The sequence below is a fragment of the Chryseobacterium sp. 6424 genome, assembly GCF_003692615.1.
Taxonomy (GTDB): Bacteria; Bacteroidota; Bacteroidia; order Flavobacteriales; family Weeksellaceae; genus Kaistella.
In genome coordinates, this window is the sequence record NZ_CP023540.1 from 1,646,008 (window position 1) to 1,664,612 (window position 18,605).

Annotated in this window: 16 protein-coding genes and 1 pseudogene; 7 read left to right on the top strand and 10 right to left on the bottom strand. The window is 34.6% G+C overall.

Features of this window, described 5'->3' with window-relative positions; translation table 11 throughout:
* Positions 1 to 66: 66 nt before the first annotated feature.
* Both CO230_RS07635 and CO230_RS07640 read right to left on the bottom strand, forming a co-directional pair.
* Positions 67 to 1,743 carry a hypothetical protein gene (locus tag CO230_RS07635; protein WP_122028057.1) on the bottom strand — a complete coding sequence of 559 codons (1,677 nt, stop codon included), beginning with the start codon at positions 1,741 to 1,743 and terminating at the stop codon, positions 67 to 69.
* 19 nt (positions 1,744 to 1,762) lie between these two features.
* On the bottom strand, positions 1,763 to 2,356 hold the full coding sequence (locus tag CO230_RS07640) for a master DNA invertase Mpi family serine-type recombinase (protein WP_122028058.1): 594 nt from the start codon (positions 2,354 to 2,356) through the stop codon (positions 1,763 to 1,765).
* 176 nt (positions 2,357 to 2,532) lie between these two features.
* Between CO230_RS07640 and CO230_RS12415 the strand changes: the two genes are divergently transcribed.
* The 5 genes from CO230_RS12415 to CO230_RS07660 all read left to right on the top strand — a co-directional run bounded on the left by CO230_RS12415 (position 2,533) and on the right by CO230_RS07660 (position 7,816).
* Positions 2,533 to 3,939 (top strand): hypothetical protein, encoded by a 1,407-nt coding sequence (locus CO230_RS12415; protein ID WP_228438075.1) that lies wholly within the window; start codon positions 2,533 to 2,535, stop codon positions 3,937 to 3,939.
* Between the two features lie 78 nt (positions 3,940 to 4,017).
* A complete protein-coding gene (locus CO230_RS12420; protein ID WP_228438076.1) occupies positions 4,018 to 5,376 on the top strand; it encodes an Eco57I restriction-modification methylase domain-containing protein in 1,359 nt (452 codons plus the stop codon).
* Positions 5,346 to 6,422, top strand: coding sequence for a helix-turn-helix domain-containing protein (locus CO230_RS07650; RefSeq protein ID WP_162990003.1), 1,077 nt, complete (start codon positions 5,346 to 5,348; stop codon positions 6,420 to 6,422). The genes CO230_RS12420 and CO230_RS07650 overlap by 31 nt, the downstream gene beginning before the upstream one ends.
* Positions 6,423 to 6,574: 152 nt before the next feature.
* A complete protein-coding gene (locus tag CO230_RS07655) occupies positions 6,575 to 7,300 on the top strand; it encodes an AraC family transcriptional regulator (protein ID WP_122028060.1) in 726 nt (241 codons plus the stop codon).
* Positions 7,301 to 7,378: 78 nt separating this feature from the next.
* The gene (locus tag CO230_RS07660; RefSeq protein ID WP_122028061.1) at positions 7,379 to 7,816 is read left to right on the top strand and encodes a hypothetical protein; all 438 of its coding nucleotides are present in this window, start codon (positions 7,379 to 7,381) and stop codon (positions 7,814 to 7,816) included.
* A 36-nt stretch (positions 7,817 to 7,852) separates the two neighbouring features.
* Here CO230_RS07660 and CO230_RS07665 read toward each other — a convergent pair whose 3' ends face one another.
* From CO230_RS07665 to CO230_RS07675, 3 genes are read right to left on the bottom strand one after another with little or no spacing between them, the layout of a single operon-like run.
* Positions 7,853 to 9,202 carry a RagB/SusD family nutrient uptake outer membrane protein gene (locus tag CO230_RS07665; protein ID WP_122028062.1) on the bottom strand — a complete coding sequence of 450 codons (1,350 nt, stop codon included), beginning with the start codon at positions 9,200 to 9,202 and terminating at the stop codon, positions 7,853 to 7,855.
* A gap of 6 nt (positions 9,203 to 9,208) precedes the next feature.
* The gene (locus CO230_RS07670; protein ID WP_162990004.1) at positions 9,209 to 12,403 is read right to left on the bottom strand and encodes a SusC/RagA family TonB-linked outer membrane protein; all 3,195 of its coding nucleotides are present in this window, start codon (positions 12,401 to 12,403) and stop codon (positions 9,209 to 9,211) included.
* Positions 12,404 to 12,407: 4 nt separating this feature from the next.
* Positions 12,408 to 13,751 (bottom strand): TlpA family protein disulfide reductase, encoded by a 1,344-nt coding sequence (locus CO230_RS07675; protein ID WP_122028064.1) that lies wholly within the window; start codon positions 13,749 to 13,751, stop codon positions 12,408 to 12,410.
* Positions 13,752 to 14,343: 592 nt separating this feature from the next.
* On the opposite strand from CO230_RS07675, the gene CO230_RS07680 reads away from it, so the two are divergent.
* Together CO230_RS07680 and CO230_RS07685 are read left to right on the top strand one after the other, a co-directional pair.
* Positions 14,344 to 14,625, top strand: coding sequence for a helix-turn-helix domain-containing protein (locus CO230_RS07680; protein ID WP_122028065.1), 282 nt, complete (start codon positions 14,344 to 14,346; stop codon positions 14,623 to 14,625).
* A gap of 218 nt (positions 14,626 to 14,843) precedes the next feature.
* A pseudogene (locus CO230_RS07685) lies at positions 14,844 to 15,206 on the top strand (DNA polymerase III subunit alpha); the annotation flags it as partial.
* Positions 15,207 to 15,335: 129 nt separating this feature from the next.
* Here the strand turns inward: CO230_RS07685 and CO230_RS12425 are convergent.
* The 5 genes from CO230_RS12425 to CO230_RS12440 form a co-directional block, all read right to left on the bottom strand.
* Complete coding sequence (locus CO230_RS12425; RefSeq protein ID WP_228438078.1) at positions 15,336 to 15,668, bottom strand: site-specific integrase; 333 nt, start codon at positions 15,666 to 15,668, stop codon at positions 15,336 to 15,338.
* 17 nt (positions 15,669 to 15,685) lie between these two features.
* Complete coding sequence (locus CO230_RS07690; RefSeq protein ID WP_228438080.1) at positions 15,686 to 16,483, bottom strand: phage integrase SAM-like domain and Arm DNA-binding domain-containing protein; 798 nt, start codon at positions 16,481 to 16,483, stop codon at positions 15,686 to 15,688.
* A 274-nt stretch (positions 16,484 to 16,757) separates the two neighbouring features.
* The gene (locus CO230_RS12430; protein WP_228438082.1) at positions 16,758 to 17,882 is read right to left on the bottom strand and encodes a TonB-dependent receptor domain-containing protein; all 1,125 of its coding nucleotides are present in this window, start codon (positions 17,880 to 17,882) and stop codon (positions 16,758 to 16,760) included.
* Positions 17,879 to 18,037 (bottom strand): hypothetical protein, encoded by a 159-nt coding sequence (locus CO230_RS12435; protein ID WP_228438084.1) that lies wholly within the window; start codon positions 18,035 to 18,037, stop codon positions 17,879 to 17,881. The genes CO230_RS12430 and CO230_RS12435 overlap by 4 nt, the downstream gene beginning before the upstream one ends.
* A 42-nt stretch (positions 18,038 to 18,079) precedes the next feature.
* Positions 18,080 to 18,523: a hypothetical protein gene (locus CO230_RS12440; RefSeq protein ID WP_228438086.1), complete on the bottom strand. Its 444-nt coding sequence runs from the start codon at positions 18,521 to 18,523 to the stop codon at positions 18,080 to 18,082.
* Between the last annotated feature and the right edge of the window lie 82 nt (positions 18,524 to 18,605).

Sequence of the window (18,605 nt, forward strand, 5' to 3'; positions counted from 1 at the left end):
GGAACAAAAAAAAGAATCTACCTCAGTGAGATAGATTCCTTTATATTATTTTTTGATGATTTAATTTCAATTGCTTTCACGAACTCTTCTTAATTGCTCGTCTAAATCTATATCACAAATTGGAAGTTCGTTAGCAATTTCAACTAATTGTTTCGCTTTTGCAACTTCAGGATAAGTAATTTTTTCTATCGTGGGGAAGTCCGGCACAAACCCCCTTTCTCTGTAGGTTTTCTTTTTAAGAATATAAGATTTCAAAATTGAATAAAAGTCAGGTTTTTCTGCATTTAAAAAGTATTGAATTAAATATGAAATATTTATAACTGATAAATCATTAATTTTTCGAAATTCAGTTTCTGGCTTTATCTTCCTAAATTCTTTAGTTAAATATGATTCCACCGCAGGTAATGAAAACAATGTTTCACTAACGACAATTACAGGGTAGATTTCAATAGAGGATTTTTTATATTTTTTGGTTAAGTTTGGATCTACTTTGTGTAAATTCTCATTTAGGGATTTGATAACATTTCTTAATTGAGAAATTCCTTTTGGTTTATTCTTACCATTCTTGATTTTCATAATGAATCTCTCATCAATAAATGATTTTGTATTTTCATATGAATCATCCTGAATAAATTCTTTTGATAACGCGTTATCTTTGAATTCAAAAATAAAAATAAAGTTATTGTATCGTAAATAACAGTCTGGAAATCCAGTAAAAAGAGTAGTATCATAAGAAATAAAAGTTCCTTTTCTACCATAGCTTTTCTCAATAGCTTTTCTAAAAACAATTTTTTCCGAGACCTCTTCTGCAATCATTGATTTATAAGTGTCAAATTTGAGAGTAACATTATTTTTGTTTTTGTACAATTCGTATAGTTGGTACGTTATTCTATGAAATAAATGCTGACCAAAATGAGACCAGTTCATCACATAATATTTACCATCTTTTTTATATAAACTATTTAACTTCAAATCTACCTCGCTTGCAATAGATTTTCCAATAATTTTATTTATCAAGATTCCATCACAATAATCTGCAATCCAATGGTCACCTTCAACGTAAAAAGTGATATTTTCATAATTTTCAGCCAATGTCAAGATGCGAAAAATTTCAAAAATCCAAAGGTCTGGATTTTCAATTTTATTAAGATTATAGAATTGCTCCAACAGGTCTCTTTCATTGAGAAAAAAATAATGAAGATGAGCTTTTATTTTTACAATATCTGAAAAGAAATCTGTAACCTCTTGATCAATGATAGTTTTCTTAATCATTAATATTTGTGCAAACTCTAAAAAATGCTCTGCAGGAATCTCTTTAAGAAAATTTTCAGTAGTTGAATCATAAATCAATTGGTTAAAAATCAAATACGATCTAAAAAAATTTATTTCAAGAATTTCTGAATCGTCAGCAAGTTTATTCTGGTCTAAAAAATCAAAATTTTCCACGACAAACTTTAAGAAATTAAAGTTTGCTTTTTCATTAAAGAATACATTATTGCGGTTTGAATTAAGCCTAAAGTCAATCTTTAATATTTCAGACTTAAAAAAATGATTAGTGAAGCTACTTGTATAGGATTGAAAAATTTGATGAGAGCTTATGCCCTGCAATAGATACGCATTTGTTTTTCCCAAAATTAGCAACAATTTTTCGGGTGAAACACCTGTCAATAAGTCAATTACATCAACTTCGGAAGATTTTCCAAAAACATCTCTATAAGTAAGAACAACTGTAAGATTTGCCATTAGCTTTTCTTTAAATATACTACATTTTCTCCTTAACAAAAGCCGAAACCGTCAGTCTATGAACATTCAGGATTCTACCGATTGCAGAATAAGACACTTTTTTGTCGAGAAGTTCTTTGATTTTCTTTTCCTGTCCTGTGAGTTTTGTTTTTGCTGATTTTCTTCCTTTCGGACGGCCAAGAATCACGCCTTCAGCTTTCTTCCTTGCGAGTGCTTCTTTTGTCCTTTGAGAAATGAGGTTGCGCTCTATTTCTGCGGATAAGCCAAAAGCAAATGCCAGAACTTTTGAATTGATGTCGCTTCCCAAACGGTAATTGTCTTTTATGGTCCAAACCTGAATATCGCGGTTCATACATTTGTTAAGGATTCCCATAATCATTAAAAGGTTTCTACCTAGACGAGAAAGTTCGGAACAGATGAGCACATCTCCTTTTTTCATTTTTTTGAGAAGCTTGCCGAGTTTTCTTTCTTCCAATTTTTTGGAACCGGAAATGGTTTCTTCCAGCCATTTGTCTACTACCACAATACTTCGTTCGCAAAACTGGTTGATTTCGTAGCGCTGGTTTTCTACTGTCTGTTTGTCGGTGCTGACTCTAATGTAACCGTAAATCATAGTTTAATTTTTTAAATTTAAGTGTTTAAAATAAACCAAAATCATATAAAATAAAACTTAGTTATTTTTTCATCAAGGAAAATGAGGATTTTGAAAGTAAAAGACTTTCAGGAAACAAAACCGATTTTTTCTATTCCGAAATTGCGAAACCTGCTATTGATGCCGTAATTGAAAGTTTGGAATACACCCATTTCAACCTGAAAGATTTTGAAAAATTTGTCCGAAATGACATCAAGGAAGACGATAATAACCTGATTGCACTTTTCAAAATACTATCTCCACAGCATTTGCTTAAACTTCCGTTTATCAATGACAGTAACACTCTCGACAAAAGTTTCTATAACGAATTACTGCATATTATTGGACTTGTTGAAACCAAAGATGGCGGAAAAAGATTAATCGAAAGGAATAAACCTGCACAAAGAAACTCCGGATCTTTACTTGAGGATACGATCATTCAACTCGACACTTTGGATAAAGTAAATCGTGTTAAAAAATCGTTTCTGTACGGTGAAACTACGGACGAGAAGTTATTCAATATTGCGTTGGAACTCAATATTACCTGGATTAACCGTGTTTTATTTTTGAAATTATTGGAAGGTCAGCTAATCAATTATCACGGTGGTGATAAATCCTATGCGTTTCTGAACTTTTATAAACTGCGCCAGTATGACGATCTCAACACTTTGTTTTTTCAGGTTTTGGCCAAAAAGTTTGAGGACCGCAATTCTGATGTCCGAAAAGCATTTGAAAAAGTGCCTTATCTGAACAGTTCCTTGTTCGAACCGACCGAATTGGAGCATACCACATTAATGATGAGCAATCTTCGGGATGATAAAAAAATTCCGTTGTTGGGAAATACCGTTTTGAAAGATGGACAAGGTAAAAAAAGAACAGGCGAACTCAATACCTTACAATATTTGTTCGAGTTTTTGGATGCTTATGATTTTGCAAGTGAAGGAACGGAAGAAATTCAGGAAGAAAATAAAACTATTATCAACGCCTCGGTTTTAGGACTTATTTTCGAAAAAATCAACGGATATAAGGACGGAAGTTTTTACACACCTGGTTCTATCACAATGTATATGAGCCGTGAAGTATTGCGGAAAGCGGTAATTGAAAAATTCAACAGTTTAAAAGATTGGAACTGTCAGGATTTTACCCAACTCTATAACAAAATTGAGGATGTAAAAGAAGCCAATGAGATTGTAAATTCAGTCAAAATTTGTGATCCTGCAGTGGGTTCCGGCCATTTCCTGGTTTCTGTTCTTAATGAAATGATTTCTATTAAAAATGATCTTGGAATTTTAGCGGATAAAAACGGTAAAAAATTCAAAGACTATAATGTTGAAGTTGAAAGCGATGAAATTGTCATTACAGATACCAACACCAGCAAACTGTTCCGCTACAACCCTAAAAACCAAGAAAGCCAGCGCGTTCAAGAAACCCTTTTTCACGAAAAGCAGACCATTATTGAAAACTGCCTTTTTGGAGTTGACCTAAACCCGAATTCCGTTAAAATTTGCCGTCTTCGTCTGTGGATTGAGTTGCTGAAAAATGCCTACTATAAATCTGAAACCTAACTTGAAACCTTACCGAATATTGATATCAATATCAAAAACGGAAACTCGCTTATTAGTCGCTTTCCTTTAGACAGCGATTTGAAATCAGCGTTCAAAAAATCAAAAGTTACGGTTGAAGATTACAAAAATGCAGTTCGCGAGTACAAAGAAGCAGAAAGCAAGGAGAAGAAAAGAAGTCTTGAAGAATTTTTGGTTGCTCTGAAAAATGATTTCAGAACTGAAATCAGCCGAAACAGCAAAGAGATGAAAAATCTCAATCTGTTGCGCGGAAAATATTTTACAAAGTATGGAAGTGAGCAACTTTTCGGTGAGGAATTAACCAAGGCACAACAAAAAGACAAAAAAGACCTTGAAAATAAAATTCAGAAAATTGAGGATGTTATTGAGGAAGTAAAAAGCAATAAGATTTATGAAAATGCCTTTGAGTGGCGCTTCGAATTTCCGGAAGTGCTGGATGATGAAGGCAACTTTATTGGCTTTGATGTGATTATTGGAAATCCGCCGTATATCCAGTTGCAGAAAATGGGTGCGGAAAGCGATGCTTTGGAAAAAGCAAGTTTTAAAACTTACACCAAAACCGGTGACATTTACAGCTTATTCTATGAGCAGGGATACAATATTCTGCGTGAAAATGGTTTACTGATGTTCATTACTTCCAACAAATGGATGCGGGCAAATTATGGCGAAAGTCTTCGTCGTTTCTTTGTGGAGCAAACCAATCCATTAACTCTGATTGATTTTTCCGGAAATCAAATTTTTGATACTGCCACTGTAGATACCAATATTCTGATGTATGCTAAGCAAAAAAATGAGTTCAAAACACAGGCTTGCATCATCAAAGAAAAGCTGTTAAATAATTTGAGCGTTTTTGTTAGTCAGAACTCTGTTTTTTCAGATTTTAGAAATTCTGAAAGTTGGGTGATTCTTTCAACTATTGAAAGGCACATTAAAGACAAAATTGAGAAAGTAGGCAAACCCCTGAAAGATTGGGATATTTCAATTAATTATGGGATTAAAACAGGTTTTAATGATGCGTTTATCATTACGGGCGAAAAGCGAAAAGAACTGATAAAACAGGATCCTAAAAGTGAAGAAATTATACGACCGATTTTACGTGGCAGGGACATTAAAAGATACGGATATGATTTCGCTGATTTATGGTTAATTAATACACACAATGGAATTAAGGAAAAAGGGATAAAGCCTGTAAATATCGAGGATTATCCTGCAGTTAAAAAACATTTGGATTCCTACTATGATTCATTGAAAAAAAGATTTGATAAGGGTGACACTCCGTATAACTTACGGAACTGTGCGTATATGGAGATTTACATCCTAACACCATTTTTAATAATAGCAAAGGCTACCTCAACAGTTTACACCAAGCCACCATCTGCTACAGGAATTTGGGAAATTACAAAAAGGCGGATTCATTAGTAGAAGTGGGACTAAATTTCACAAATAAAAGTAAAGAGTTTCCTTTAGAACAAGCCTATTTTACAAAATGCAAAGGGATATTCGAGTATTATCAAAAAAATTATGATGATGCAATTCAAAATCTTACCAGCGCGTTACCAGTGCTTAAAAAAAACAATGATTTTTCCTGGACATCAGTTGCAGATTTTTATATTGGGAAAAGTTATTTAGGATTGGGAAAACAAGAACAGGCGATACAGCAGTTTGAGAAGGTTGATTCTATTTTCCAAAAACACAAATTTATTGTTCCGGAACTACGCGAAAATTATGAACTGCTCATCAAATATTGGAAAGAGAAAAAGAATGATAAACAAGAACTCCACTACACCAAGAATTTGCTGAAAGCAGACAGCATTTTAGCCAAGGACTTCCCTTATCTCTCTGCAAAAATTCATAAAGATTACGATACTCAAATTTTAGAGGATGCGAAGGGTAAATTAGAAAAGCAAAATTATTGGAGTTTAGGTGCAATATTATTATTAATTCTCGCTGTAATTGGATTAATTTTTATAGCATGGAAGCTTTATCAAAAAGAAAAACTCATCAGAAAAAAATATTCCGAATTAGAAGAGAGATTACAAACTCACCAACCTACACCAGCAGTTTCTTACGAAAATATTCCGCAACAAAGTAAAGCCGTAATTAGCAAAGATGTTTTCACTGATTTGGCTGAAAAGCTAAAAGAATTTGAAGATACAAAAAGTTTTAAAGAAAAAGGAATAACCCTTCCTCAACTGGCGGAAAATTTTAAAACTAATACAACATATCTCTCCCAATATATCAATGATGTGATGGGCGTGAATTTCAATAAGTATATCTCTACTCTACGGATCAACTATGTCACCGACCTCATGTATAACGACGCTAAAGTTTTGAGCTATTCAGTACAGGGTTTGGCAGATGAATGTGGGATTTCTTCGCGACAAAACTTTTCAGATCTCTTTTTGGAAATAAATGGGATCCGTCCGACAGATTTTATTAAGCAGAGGAAAAAGGAACTTGAATAATATCATAAAATTAAGAGTAAATATTCCTTAAAAGATTAAAATTACGTCATTATTTATAAATTACGACTTATATATTTTGTGTCATAAACATTTAGGTCTTATTTTTCTGAAAAAATGAATTTCATTTTTTGCAAAGGAAAAAATTAGACTGTATGAATATAGGTATTCTTAAAATTGCAGATGATAAAATTGAAGAGGCATTTAATTTATTTTCAGAACTTCCATTTGAAGATTCTGTTTACAGCCTTCTTCTGCTGAAAAAAATAATGGAGGAAAGCAGGGAAATGCTTTCTTTTTATATTGATTTTTTCAAAACGATTTTTCCTGATTTTTTAATCAATCTTCAAAGCAGTAATTATTATTCTAATGAAGAAAAAATTCCTTTTTCCTTGAAATCATCCTTCCAAAAAAATCATAAAAGATTCCTACAGGTTGTACGAACTCTCCATGTAAGCAAACAAACACTAACTTTTCAAATTGGATTCAAAATCGACCATATTGATAATCCAGTTTATTTGTTACACACGGTAATATTGACAACTCAAAATATAGACTTTAAAAATCATAGATTTAAGTACTTGAATAAAATTTTAGTTCAAGCATTAAATGAGGAAAATTTTTCAATTAAAAATGAATCCGAAATTAACTATCGACAATTTCTTAAGGATTCCAAAGACTATTATGGCTCCTCGCATCAAGCCTTTGTTTTGAAAATGAAAATGGTAAACGCCATCAGAGACATTATGTTTACCAATCTCACTTTAAAAGAAATTGCATTTAAAAACAATTTTTCAAGTTACATAGCCATGTATAATGCCTTCCACAAGACCAACTTTCTAAATCTCTCTAAAATACCTAGATATTGCAAAAAGTTTTAGTAATCAAAATTAATAATACATCAAGCATCATTAATAATGTTTTCTGAGATAAATAATATAATATTCTCAATAATCAAAATGTTTATTATTCCAATGTTAGTGAATTTTGTGTTACAATTTAATTCAGAATTAAATAAGAAAATTAACTCTAACCAAAGTTTTTTATGGCAACCTTTTTTTACAGAAAAAAAGACCTGGACAATGAAAAATACGCATCTATTAAAAATTGGAATTTTCACGTTATTTATTTTGGCTTTGTTATTCTCAATCCAATCCTTTGAAAAATCTGAGAATGTTGTTACTGACACTGTTTATTACTACAACAGTAGTGATACGACAGAAGGAGCTTTCGGAAATGTTTCAAATTGGAGTCCAAGCGGCAGCTCATCCTGTCAGTCCAATGGAGCAAGACCTTGCCATATTTTGGTAGCCGAAGGCACTTCTCTAGAAGAATACATTGGTGGAATGAGCAACTCACAAGTTTTAGCAATTAATCCTGGAGAAAGAAAACCTTAGCCAATTTTTAAAGCAGGGATGCCCACGCATCCCTGATTATCTTGGATTCTGTTGCATGCCAGTTAATTTAATAATATCTTCGGGAATTGCTATTGCATACTTTAAATCATTTGGTTGCAAAATGTATGATTGACCATTTACATTTCTGTTCAGAACAATATTCTTTCCTTGCAAATTTAGACGCTTTATGTCTGCCCACCTCAAACCCCTTAATATCAGCTCCTTTCTCCGTTCTGTCAAAACAATCTCCAAAGCATCTTCTTGTGTAGAAGCAGAAAAAGGAATGAAAGTCCCAATTTTCCATCTTTTTTCTGATAATTCGTTAAGTTTTGCTAAACCATCGACAATATTACCTTTCCTTATATAAGATTCAGCTGCCATTAAAAAGATTTCATCAACAGCTATACCGCATAAAGGGCCATTAGAATTTAGATAATAGCCTTTAAATAGAATTTCTCCAGATGCATTGGTTCTGAAAAAAATATTTTTCCTTAAGTCGTTGTCACTGTAACTGTTGAATAACGAAAGAGGAATTTTGGCCGGTATAAGATGATAATCATATTTCATGGCTCCCCAAAACAAAATTTCTTCATTCAAGTCATTTATTGGAAAATCCGCTTGTTGATTTAGTTGATTATAGTTCAAAAGTTTGCTATTACTCTTAAGAGATTCCAATGAATATTTCAGCGAATTTTCATAATCTCCCATATAAAGGTAGGTTCTTGCCAAAATACCTTGTGCTGCTGTTTTGGACATTCTTGTTACAGATATCTGCTTCTCTGGCAGTAAATCGATTGCACTTTTTAAATCAGCAATTATTTGCGCATAAGTATCTTGAAGCGAAGACCTTGTCGACGGAGCATTCATGTCGGGGTCAAGTTTTAATGGTAATCCCAAATCGTTTCCTGCAGTAGCAGAATTGTAGGCTTTGCACCATGCTTGAACACCATCTAAATAACGTATTGCCCTTAATGCTAGCGCTTGTCCTTTAACATTATCAGCATCAATTCCTGTCAGATTGTAATCATTAATATTTTTTAATACAGAATTGCAAATATATATTGCGCGATAGCAATGCACCCACGCATTGCCAACTGATACAGGCGGTGTTACATTATCTGGCTGCCATGTATATAATCGTTTATATTCATCATAAGGGAGCGAATTATAGTCTGAATCATTGAGATAAATATCATCAGAGCTGGTTTCGGCAATACTTGAAAAATCAATATTTATAAATCCATACTGATCTAACAAAGCCTGATTGTCTTCAATTTTTTCTGGTATTGCCAATTTAACATCAGATTTTTCTGATAAAAAATCACGGCAATTAGTTAAAGTAATTAAAATTATCACTAAAACTTTTAATCTATAAATTCTATTCATAATTTTTTAAAATTTTGTTTTTAATCCAAATGCAATAGTTAATGGGGCTTTGAGTGTATTGTTTCCAAGACTAAAATCCGGATCAATATCTTGCTTAGTTGCTTTCCATAGAAGTCCAATATTTGAGATGTTACAATATAGATCCAAAGATTTAAGCGGAAGGTTATTTAGCATTTCCTGAGATAATGAATAATTAAAATTGATAAACTGTAATCTTACGTGATCCCCTTTTTCAACTAAAATACTTGATCCAGCGTAAAATGCATCTCTGTTTGTATTAGTTTTATATATATTTGAAGGTACGTTTGTAATAAGTTCGTCCCCAGGTTTCTGCCATCTTAATGCATAATCGCTATGCCCAGCCCAATCTCTATACAGATTGGTATAGTTAATCGAGCTTCTCCTAAACCAGTAGCCAAGTTTATAAGTAACTCCCAAATCCAAAGTAAAATTTTTGAATGATATTGTATTAATAAAAGAACCATATAGTGTAGGAACAGCAGAACCGAAATACTGTAAATCTTTTAAATCCGTACCTACCCCTGTTATTTTTGCATAATCCTTACTTATTTCTCCGTTTAGATAACCTTGCGGATCTCCAGTAGCAGGGTCTAATCCAGCCCATTTATAAGCAAATATGGAATATACCGGTAACCCTTCCACACCTGAAATTGGGACTGGTGAAACGACAAACTGCCGGCCAACAGTATTGGATAGAAAATATTTTGTAACTTTTTCTTTTGCGACGCTAAAATTAATAAGACTGCTCCACTGAATTTTACTATTAATATTTAATGTTCTTAATTCTATATCAGCACCATTTGACTTCATCCCTGCAACATTCCATAGCATACTTATTATTCCGGTCGTATAATCCATTGGTGTCTGGCCAAACAAATTACTCCCCTTTTTATTAAAATAGTCGATTGAACCGCTCACTCTTGAATTTTTTGACGAAAATTCAAGACCCAGATTAAATGTTTTTATTGTTTCCCATTTAAGATTTGGATTAAAATAATTACTAAACTGAGCCATTTTTGTTCCTGTGTAAATTGAATTATTTGCTGAGTAAGAAACCGTAGAAACCGCAACCATTGCAGGATCAACGTTTCCATTATAACCATAGGAACTGCGGATCTTTAATTTAGGAAGCGTATCCCATTTGTAAAATTCCTCATTCGAAATGATCCAAGCTAACCCGCCAGACCAAAACGGATTCCATTGATTATTTGTCTTAAGCCCGAATAAATTACTGGCATCCCTTCTAGCGCTTGCTGAGAATATCAATCTTTTATCGTAAATATATGCTGCGTTCGCAAATACAGAAACAAACCTGTTAGTAGTTTCCCCCATAGCATTTAAATTGTCAATGAATGAATTTCCACCGGTGATAACAGGGTACGGTTTGGTAAAGTCAACAACACCAGCAGTATGATTGTTTGTATTATATCCGTAAAATCTGTTATTCATATATTCATTGTTAATATCTCTAATTTCAATACCGCCCAATCCATTAATCTGACTTTTATTCCAATTGGTACCATAATTTAGCTGTGTTCTTAAATTATTTACTCTCAAATGAGAAACGGATCTTCCATATATGCTCCCACGCGGAACAGCATAAGTTAAGCTTCCATTAGAATTGAGTTGCGTAAACCTATTAATGTAATTAATAGTGTAGTAGCTTTTTTCGTCCTGTAAATTTTCTGCAACACCAATATTATTTTGAAATTGGTATTTTAAATCCATATCCAGTCCCTTCATAATTTTATAATTTAAACCAGCAGCAATAATAATCTCATTGTTTTTTGAGGACGAAATATTATGCTGCCAATCCGTTAAAGGATAATAATTCCAATCTAATAATTTCCCGTTGCCCAACGCGATTTTATAATCCTGATTATATCCCGCAAATACGGGTAAGCCATTACCAAATTCGTCGGCTAACTGCATATAAGGAACAGCGTTGTTATTTTTCATTGATACTGTTCCATACGGCGTTCTTCCACTTTTTGTTTCTGTAGCATTGTATTGTATCGAATAGTTAAATTTGATTGCATCGTTTGGCTGCCATGTATTTTGAATCCTCGAATTTATCCTTTTATACCGTTCGTCCAAATTACCTTCATTATCATCATAACCGAGATTATAAGACCAGGAAAATCGATTACTTCCGCCAGAAACATCAAAAGCATATTGTGTGTTGATAGAGGCTTTGTACATATATCTTTTAAACTCCTCCCTCATATCAATCTGTTTCCATTTGTTAAGCTGCTCAATTACCGCGGAATGATCTACCAGACCTTTTTTTTCCTTATCTAACAATGCAACTACTGGCGATATAACTGGATGGCTGGAAGAATTAATATCCGTATTGTAAAACCCTCTGCTAAACAACTCCTGTTCTAACTCAATAAAATCGGCACTGGATATTTGCTTAATGTAACTTAAATCAGGTTTCCCCGTAACGATGGTATTCATTGTGAAGTTAAAAGAAGTCGGCTGATTGAATTTGCCTGTCTTGGTAGTAATTACAATAACCCCGTTTGCTGCTCTGGCTCCCCAAATACTCGCTGCAGAGGCATCCTTGAGAATGGTAATGTTTTCAACAATATTCGGATTTATATTCCCGAGGTCACCATCGTAAGGAAAATTATCAATTACAATCAGAGGTGATTTCGGTCCTCTGATTGTACTTAGCCCCCTTATCATAAACTGCGGTTTTGTTAAGGATGTCCCTTTATCCACGATGATTCCAACCGCTATTCCCGGCAAACGGTCTAGGACATTTGTGGAAACCTGATTTTTGAACAACCGATTGTCAACCTCAGTAAATGAGCCGGTAGCTCTTTCTTTAGGGATTTTCTGATATCCTGTTGAAAGCAGACTAACACCTTCAATTTCCTTTATTTTGTACTTAAGCCTAATTATAAAATTAGATTTATTCAACTGATCCACAGAAAATTCAACTGTCTCATAGCCGTTAAATCTAAATTTGACTTTTTTGCCTTCCTGTGTTATTGGAAGTTCAAATTTTCCATATTGGTCTGTGAGCGCAAGTTTGTCAGAATCTTCAAATGATACATTAACTCCGGTTAAGGGAAGATTAGTGGATTCGTCTATCACAGTTCCACGAAGCATTTTTTGGGCATGAAGTAATGATCCCAATATTATTAGCGTAATAAACAAAGATTTCTTCATATTGTTAATTTTGTTTTTGGTTATTTTCTTCAACTATCAGCATCAGAAGATTTCTTGAAGCCTCTATTAATTCAAGATCATATTGCAAAAGTTCTTTCTGCAGTTTTTCAACTGTTGTAATTGATGAGATTTGCATATCCACATTAGAAGTATAATTTGTTTCATCAATGATGGGTAATGAAATTGGTGTTTTGCCGTTCAACATATTTACCATGACAGAAAGTGGTGCATTCTGGATTATAGAGGGTGTTCGCGGAAATGTTGAAATTCTTTTCCCTCCCTTAGTTCTTATCTTATCTTTTTTAGATGTTCTTTTTAATACTAAACATTTAGTGGGAACAACTTTAAATTTTGATTTAAACCCAGTATAACGGTTAAGGTTATCAAGCATAAAATAATAAAGTGAATCTGCCTTTTTCTCTGGGACAATCAGATCCAAACTGTAAAGGTTATCTTTATCAATATAGTCGTCCGTCAACTGAAAAATTTTAGATTGATCCGCTACATTGATTACCGCCCTCTTCTCGTTGAAAAGTGCCACTTCTCCTTTCTGTTTAAAAATTTCCAGGCCTATCGCAAAGAGAATATCACTAAGCGGAAGGTTGCTGAACATTCTCCCATTAATTGCACCTGTAGGAGATTTTCTGAATGAACTTCCAGAACCAATTCCGTTAACGGCACCTTTTGAAAGAATAAAATAGTTTTGCAGTGTTGTGGCATCATTATCAAAATAGCTTTCTTTAAGAAACAAAGGCTTAGAAGCATCCATCTGCTGTATATTTTTGAGAGAAGATTTTTTTTCCTGCAAAATATCACTAACTGATTCTGCAGAAAGCTGTCCGGCATCAGTGGTACTCATAACTTTGCCGTCGTAAATCCAGATCAGGTAAGGGACTCCATAATGAGGAAAATACTTTCCAAGTATACTGTCATCTGTTACTGATATTAAATCGGTATATTTTCTTCCATAATCCCCCTGGAAAAACTTTGCAATAACACTTTTTGGCTGTTCTGAAATAGGCAATATGATCGCTCTGTTTTTAAACTGATTATTGATTTCAGCTACTTTTGGAATATTTTTTAGACAGGCTGAACAATTACTTGCCCAAAACTCAAGAATTACCAGACGTTCTTTAAAATCTGAAAGACTTATAGTTTCTTTTGTTCCGTTGATCAATTTAAGTGGATGAAACCGGAGGTTTTCAGGGATTTTTTCACCGGGAAGCAATGATTTTATTTCTGGATTTTTTGAGAGTGGCTTCTTATTCTGTGCTGTAACTTGAGTCCTTAATGTACTCAATATCAAGACAAGGCAACCCCATCCCAAATACTTCAGGAAGATTTTCATAGTTTTGTAAAGTTTTAGTTAGAAAATTAAGACTATGCTCTTCTCTGCATGATTACCCCATAATATGCAGGAAGGGCTTTTTGTTTTGGAAAATTATTACATAGGCTTTTGTTTTAAAGCCTTGCCAATGAGAAAAACGATACTTACTCCATTATCCAAAATCATCAGATGGCTTTTCTCAAATGCAAAGCCGATTGATATGAAAATAAAAACTAAATGAAGCACTTTGGCCGCAACAGTTGTGCACACTGCTGTAGAGGTCTAATCTTAGCGAGACTTATTAAAGAGTTTTCGATGAACGCTGAGTGTACTGCACAAAAAAGGCGTGGAACTCAACTTACCGACTGGGGGTACTGGTATACCTTGGAACGATAAGAGAGCCCACGCCCGGGACGTGAGCCTTCTACTTATCCTCTCGTTCCTTAAATTACCAGTTTTCCAGTCGAGATTCAAAGCGAAGCTTCAATATTTTTTTAGAAGTGTCGCAAAATTACTTTTTATTAAGTAATCTGATAAAACAAATATATAAAACATTTTTCAATTGTGACAAATATGTCAATGAAAATTTTGACAATTATGTCACATTTATAAGATGAATACAATACAAGACAAGTATTTTATTGCTCTAACAGACCATTTGCAGAAACTATTGGAGTTTAAGAGTATTGAAGTTGCGGAGTTGGCAGCGGCAGCTAATTTAGACAGACGGCAAATTTATCGGCTATTAAATAAGGAAAATGTACCAAAACTTTCTACACTCATTCGAATTTCTTTAGCCGCAGGAATTGAGCCTAAAGAACTCTTTGATTTCAAATTTGATTTTGGAACATATATGAAAGATAATAAGCTTTTGAAAATAGGAAAAACTAAGTAAGAGTCGTATTTCACACTTATACAATAATCAAATGGAAGTTGAGAAAAGAATTATTTGACCGTAAAATTTAATTAATTTTATCTTTTAAATCTTCATAACATACCATTTTAATTATTTTATTAAAAGATTTATTGTATTCAACTTCTACGTAGAAAGAAAATAATTTATATAATATGTATTCTATATTACCGTAAATTGTAGAATCAACAAAAACACCCTACCTTATTTCAAGGAAACACGTTCCAACCAAAAAAGTCAGGATGTATTTCGGAACCTGGATTGACGCGGAAGGTGAGTATTTCGACACCGCTCATTTTCCTAATAATCTGAAACAGTATCCTTTCCAGGGCGGCGGCTGTTATCTGCTTTTGGGAATTGTGGAAGTGGATTTTCATTTTCCGACCATTACCATTAATAAAATGCCAAAGATGCCCTTTATACCAGATCCGCGTTATGCAGAAGATAATGAAAATCAGATTGAGATACACCAAAAAATTAATGAAGACATCAGCATGATATGGCGGCAACCTTATCCGCAAGAACATAAGATTGGTTTGCCGAGAATTTCGATGCGTGCTTGAGGTTGATTTTTTTTAAAAAGTAAAAAAAGGTTAAAGATTTTACTAGCATAAGACATTTTATTTCAGAAAAAATCGCTGAGGTATTAAATGAGGAAGTACTACTTAGAATAGTTAAAAACCTAAAACCGGCTATGTGCCGAGTTTTTTGTTTTCCTTTTTCATTCCCAGCACTTCCTGAAGTCTATACATATCTTCGCCAATTTTGCGGTCAATGATTTTTGCATAATGCTGAGTCATTTTTAAACTGGAATGCCCAAGCATCTTGCTAACGGTTTCGAGAGGCACACCGTTACTCAATGTCACCGTAGTAGCAAAGGTATGGCGTGCAGTATGAAAGGTAAGATCAAAACCAATTTTGCAGAGATCTGAAATTTCTTTCAAATACTCATTCATCTTCTGATTGCTCAGTATCGGTAAAACTTTTCCCTCGTTCAGACATTTTGGATGGTCTTTATATTTCAAAAGTATTTCCTCAGCAATCAGCAGAATGGGAAGCCGGACATCGATTTTTGTTTTGGTTCTTTTGGTCGAAAACCAAAAATGTCGCGCACCAAAGTTAACCGCTCTGTTCTGAACACTTTATTCTGAATTGCTGCCAGTTGATTTTCATCCAGAAAATTTGGGGTTACCGGCGTAAGCTTGGCTTTGTAACTGATAAACGGGTTCTTCTGAATCCAGTCATTGGCCAGACAAATATTTACAATTTTCTGGAAGTTCTTGATATATTTAACCGCTGTGTTGTTACCGCATTTCTTAACGGTGCGTAACCAAAATTCATAATTGCTCACAAAGGCCGGACTGATCGCCAGAACATCCATATCCTCCACATTGTATTTCCACTGCATAAACTTAACGGTATGCCGTGCAGAGGTTTCATAACGCTTCCAGGTACCGTGAGCAAATGATTTCCCAATCAAAGGTTCCATCTGCCTATTTTGATCCCTGAAAACTTCCATTATGGTAATCTTCTTTTCATCAATACCTAAAAATCGGTTTTTGAGAGAATCACAGGATATTTCTTTATTTGCCGTAATGAGTTCGTTATTGCACTGTAAAAATTTCAACCGAATACTGACCAGAAAGGCATTAACTGTTCTGGCCTGGTTTCCGGTTCCGGAAAGTTTTCCGGCTTTGGAATTCCAGGATGAGGTAGTGATGGTTTGTCCTGTGGAAAGTTCGGCTCTTTTCCCTTTTACAGTAATTCGCAGATAGATGACTGAAAGTTCGGGATTGCCTTTGGTTTTCTTGGCATAGAAAAGCAGAGTGTAACTGTTCATTGTGTGGTGACTTTAAGGTTAAAATTAAATTTAAACCAAGCCTCCTGCAAGATGTTCAATCTTTGAAACAGTGTTTGTACAGGCTGTTTACAAAAATCGCGGTGAGTAGTTGAGTGTTATTTAGGTACTCACCGAATGACACTCCTTAAGTTTGTAATTTTTTGGTATTTATTGAAATGCTATAAAAAAAGAAAACCCTTTAAAATGGGGGTTTTAAAGGGTTTTGCAATGTTTTGATTGCTTAGTTGCAGAGAGGAAGGCTCCGCTCAAGATATTACGACGGAAAACGGAATGAATACTGAAAATAAAAGTTCTTATATTCGAAAGAAAGTGTAAACCAGTTCTGAACATAGTTGTTTTTAATTTCCTTACCATCAACAGTCTCTACCAATATGGAGGCGGGCTGCAAATTAAATCTCGCAATAAAGACATTGCTTCCAAAAGGTATTACATTTCCGCTAATCTGAACGCCAAGCTGCCTTGTATAATCGGCATTCACATTCCTCAAAACAAAACCATCCAAATTGCTGTCGAATGTGTAGAACTGTGCAATGTCCCTTTTCAGATAATTGTATAACGCTGTGGCATTAACATCGAAATATTTGTTGTTAAACGAATAGGTCAGATTATTTCTAAAAGTATGTTTCGGCTTCAAGAAGGGGTTTCCACTACGGTAAATATTTGGAACTATTTGGGTAACGTTACTACTCAATGCTTCTGCCCACGGACTTTGAGAGGTGTAATCTGTTGTCAGTCTCAAACTTTGGTTTTTCGCCAAATCGTAACTCAACACTAGTTTCGGTGTCGGCGCCCAGTCGTTCTGCGTGGTTTCTGCGCTTTTGTTGTGGATATTCGTCACGCCGATTCCGAAACGGTAACCCAACTTGTGCCACTTTCCGGAATATTCGGTGTAGAGGTATTGTTCCAGATAATTCACATCGTAATGCGACGCACCGAGAAGGTTCACCAAATCATTTGAAATCGCGGTGTTCGAGATTCGGTAGCCGGAACTCAACTTTCCTTTTTCAAACTGGTGCGTGTGCGCAATCTCGCCGACGACTCCGGTCTGTTTTGCCTTCAGATTCATATCGTTGTTAAATACGTCGGTATCGTCCGCAGTATTCCATTCGTGGTCGAATTGCGAGGAAGTTGTGGTATAATGCGAACCGATTAAGTTTAAACTCAATTCGTCCTTCTTCCCGATATTTTTGGAATAATAGAGGTCCAAAGTCGGTGCGGTGTAGGCGGAATTGCTGTTGTGGACTGTGCTGTGGTTTTCTGCGAGATTGTCCTGCGTGAAAATACTTTGTCCAATTCCTTTGTTAAAATTTGAATTGAAGAAAATGCTTACCTTCGCCTGAAAAGTGTAGTTACCAGGAACGACATTCGAGTATCTCAAAGCGATATTCTGGTTGGTGTAGCCAAACTGGTCTTTCTGTTGTAGTCGTAGATTTTATCGACAATTCTATTGTCATAGTCTCTCAAATTGATTGAATATTCCAAACCGAAATCGTTCTTTCCCTTCGTATAACCAGCGTAAGCGGAACCGTTCACTAAGCCTGTTGTTAATGCAGAAGTCACATCCGCGCCATAGGATTAGCCGACTTCCGGATTTTTTGTAATAATGTTCACCACGGTATCGGCTCTTTGGGAATATCTTGCAGGCGGAATGTCGAAATATTCCACACGCACCACGTTCGTTGGTGCAATGCTTTTAATCTGGTTGTCGCTGGCTTCAATTCCATTAATCAGAAAGAGAATTTTTCCACCCTTGATACTTGTAACAGTATTGGAAATCGGGTCGAGTTGCAGTTCGGGCAGCGTGGTAAGCAAATCTTTGGAATGTCTTGCTTTTTCCAATGCCTCCTTATCGAAGGTGTAATTCGTATGGTCGGAAAACTGTTTCTTCTTTTGGGATTTTATTAAAACTTCCTGGATGTCTTTTGTAGAAAGTGAATCTTTTTTCTCCTGGGAAAATGCAAGGGCAGGAGTAACAGCAACTATTAAAAAAAATATCGCATGAGGGAATCGATATAACATTCGCTAAATTTTCTTCTAATTTAAAAACACATCTCACAAGCACAAAGTTTAATCGGTAAAAACAAGATTTTTATCGGTAGAA

What these genes read in the sequence shown, in the direction of transcription:
- CO230_RS07635 (WP_122028057.1), bottom strand. Translation starts at nt 1,743, where the DNA reads ATGGCAAATCTTACAGTTGTTCTTACTTATAGAGATGTTTTTGGAAAA.
- CO230_RS07690 (WP_228438080.1), bottom strand. Translation starts at nt 16,483, where the DNA reads ATGAACAGTTACACTCTGCTTTTCTATGCCAAGAAAACCAAAGGCAAT.
- CO230_RS07640 (WP_122028058.1), bottom strand. Translation starts at nt 2,356, where the DNA reads ATGATTTACGGTTACATTAGAGTCAGCACCGACAAACAGACAGTAGAA.
- CO230_RS07680 (WP_122028065.1), top strand. Translation starts at nt 14,344, where the DNA reads ATGAATACAATACAAGACAAGTATTTTATTGCTCTAACAGACCATTTG.
- CO230_RS07670 (WP_162990004.1), bottom strand. Translation starts at nt 12,403, where the DNA reads ATGAAGAAATCTTTGTTTATTACGCTAATAATATTGGGATCATTACTT.
- CO230_RS07675 (WP_122028064.1), bottom strand. Translation starts at nt 13,751, where the DNA reads ATGAAAATCTTCCTGAAGTATTTGGGATGGGGTTGCCTTGTCTTGATA.
- CO230_RS12440 (WP_228438086.1), bottom strand. Translation starts at nt 18,523, where the DNA reads ATGTTATATCGATTCCCTCATGCGATATTTTTTTTAATAGTTGCTGTT.
- CO230_RS07665 (WP_122028062.1), bottom strand. Translation starts at nt 9,202, where the DNA reads ATGAATAGAATTTATAGATTAAAAGTTTTAGTGATAATTTTAATTACT.
- CO230_RS07655 (WP_122028060.1), top strand. Translation starts at nt 6,575, where the DNA reads ATGAATATAGGTATTCTTAAAATTGCAGATGATAAAATTGAAGAGGCA.
- CO230_RS07660 (WP_122028061.1), top strand. Translation starts at nt 7,379, where the DNA reads ATGTTTATTATTCCAATGTTAGTGAATTTTGTGTTACAATTTAATTCA.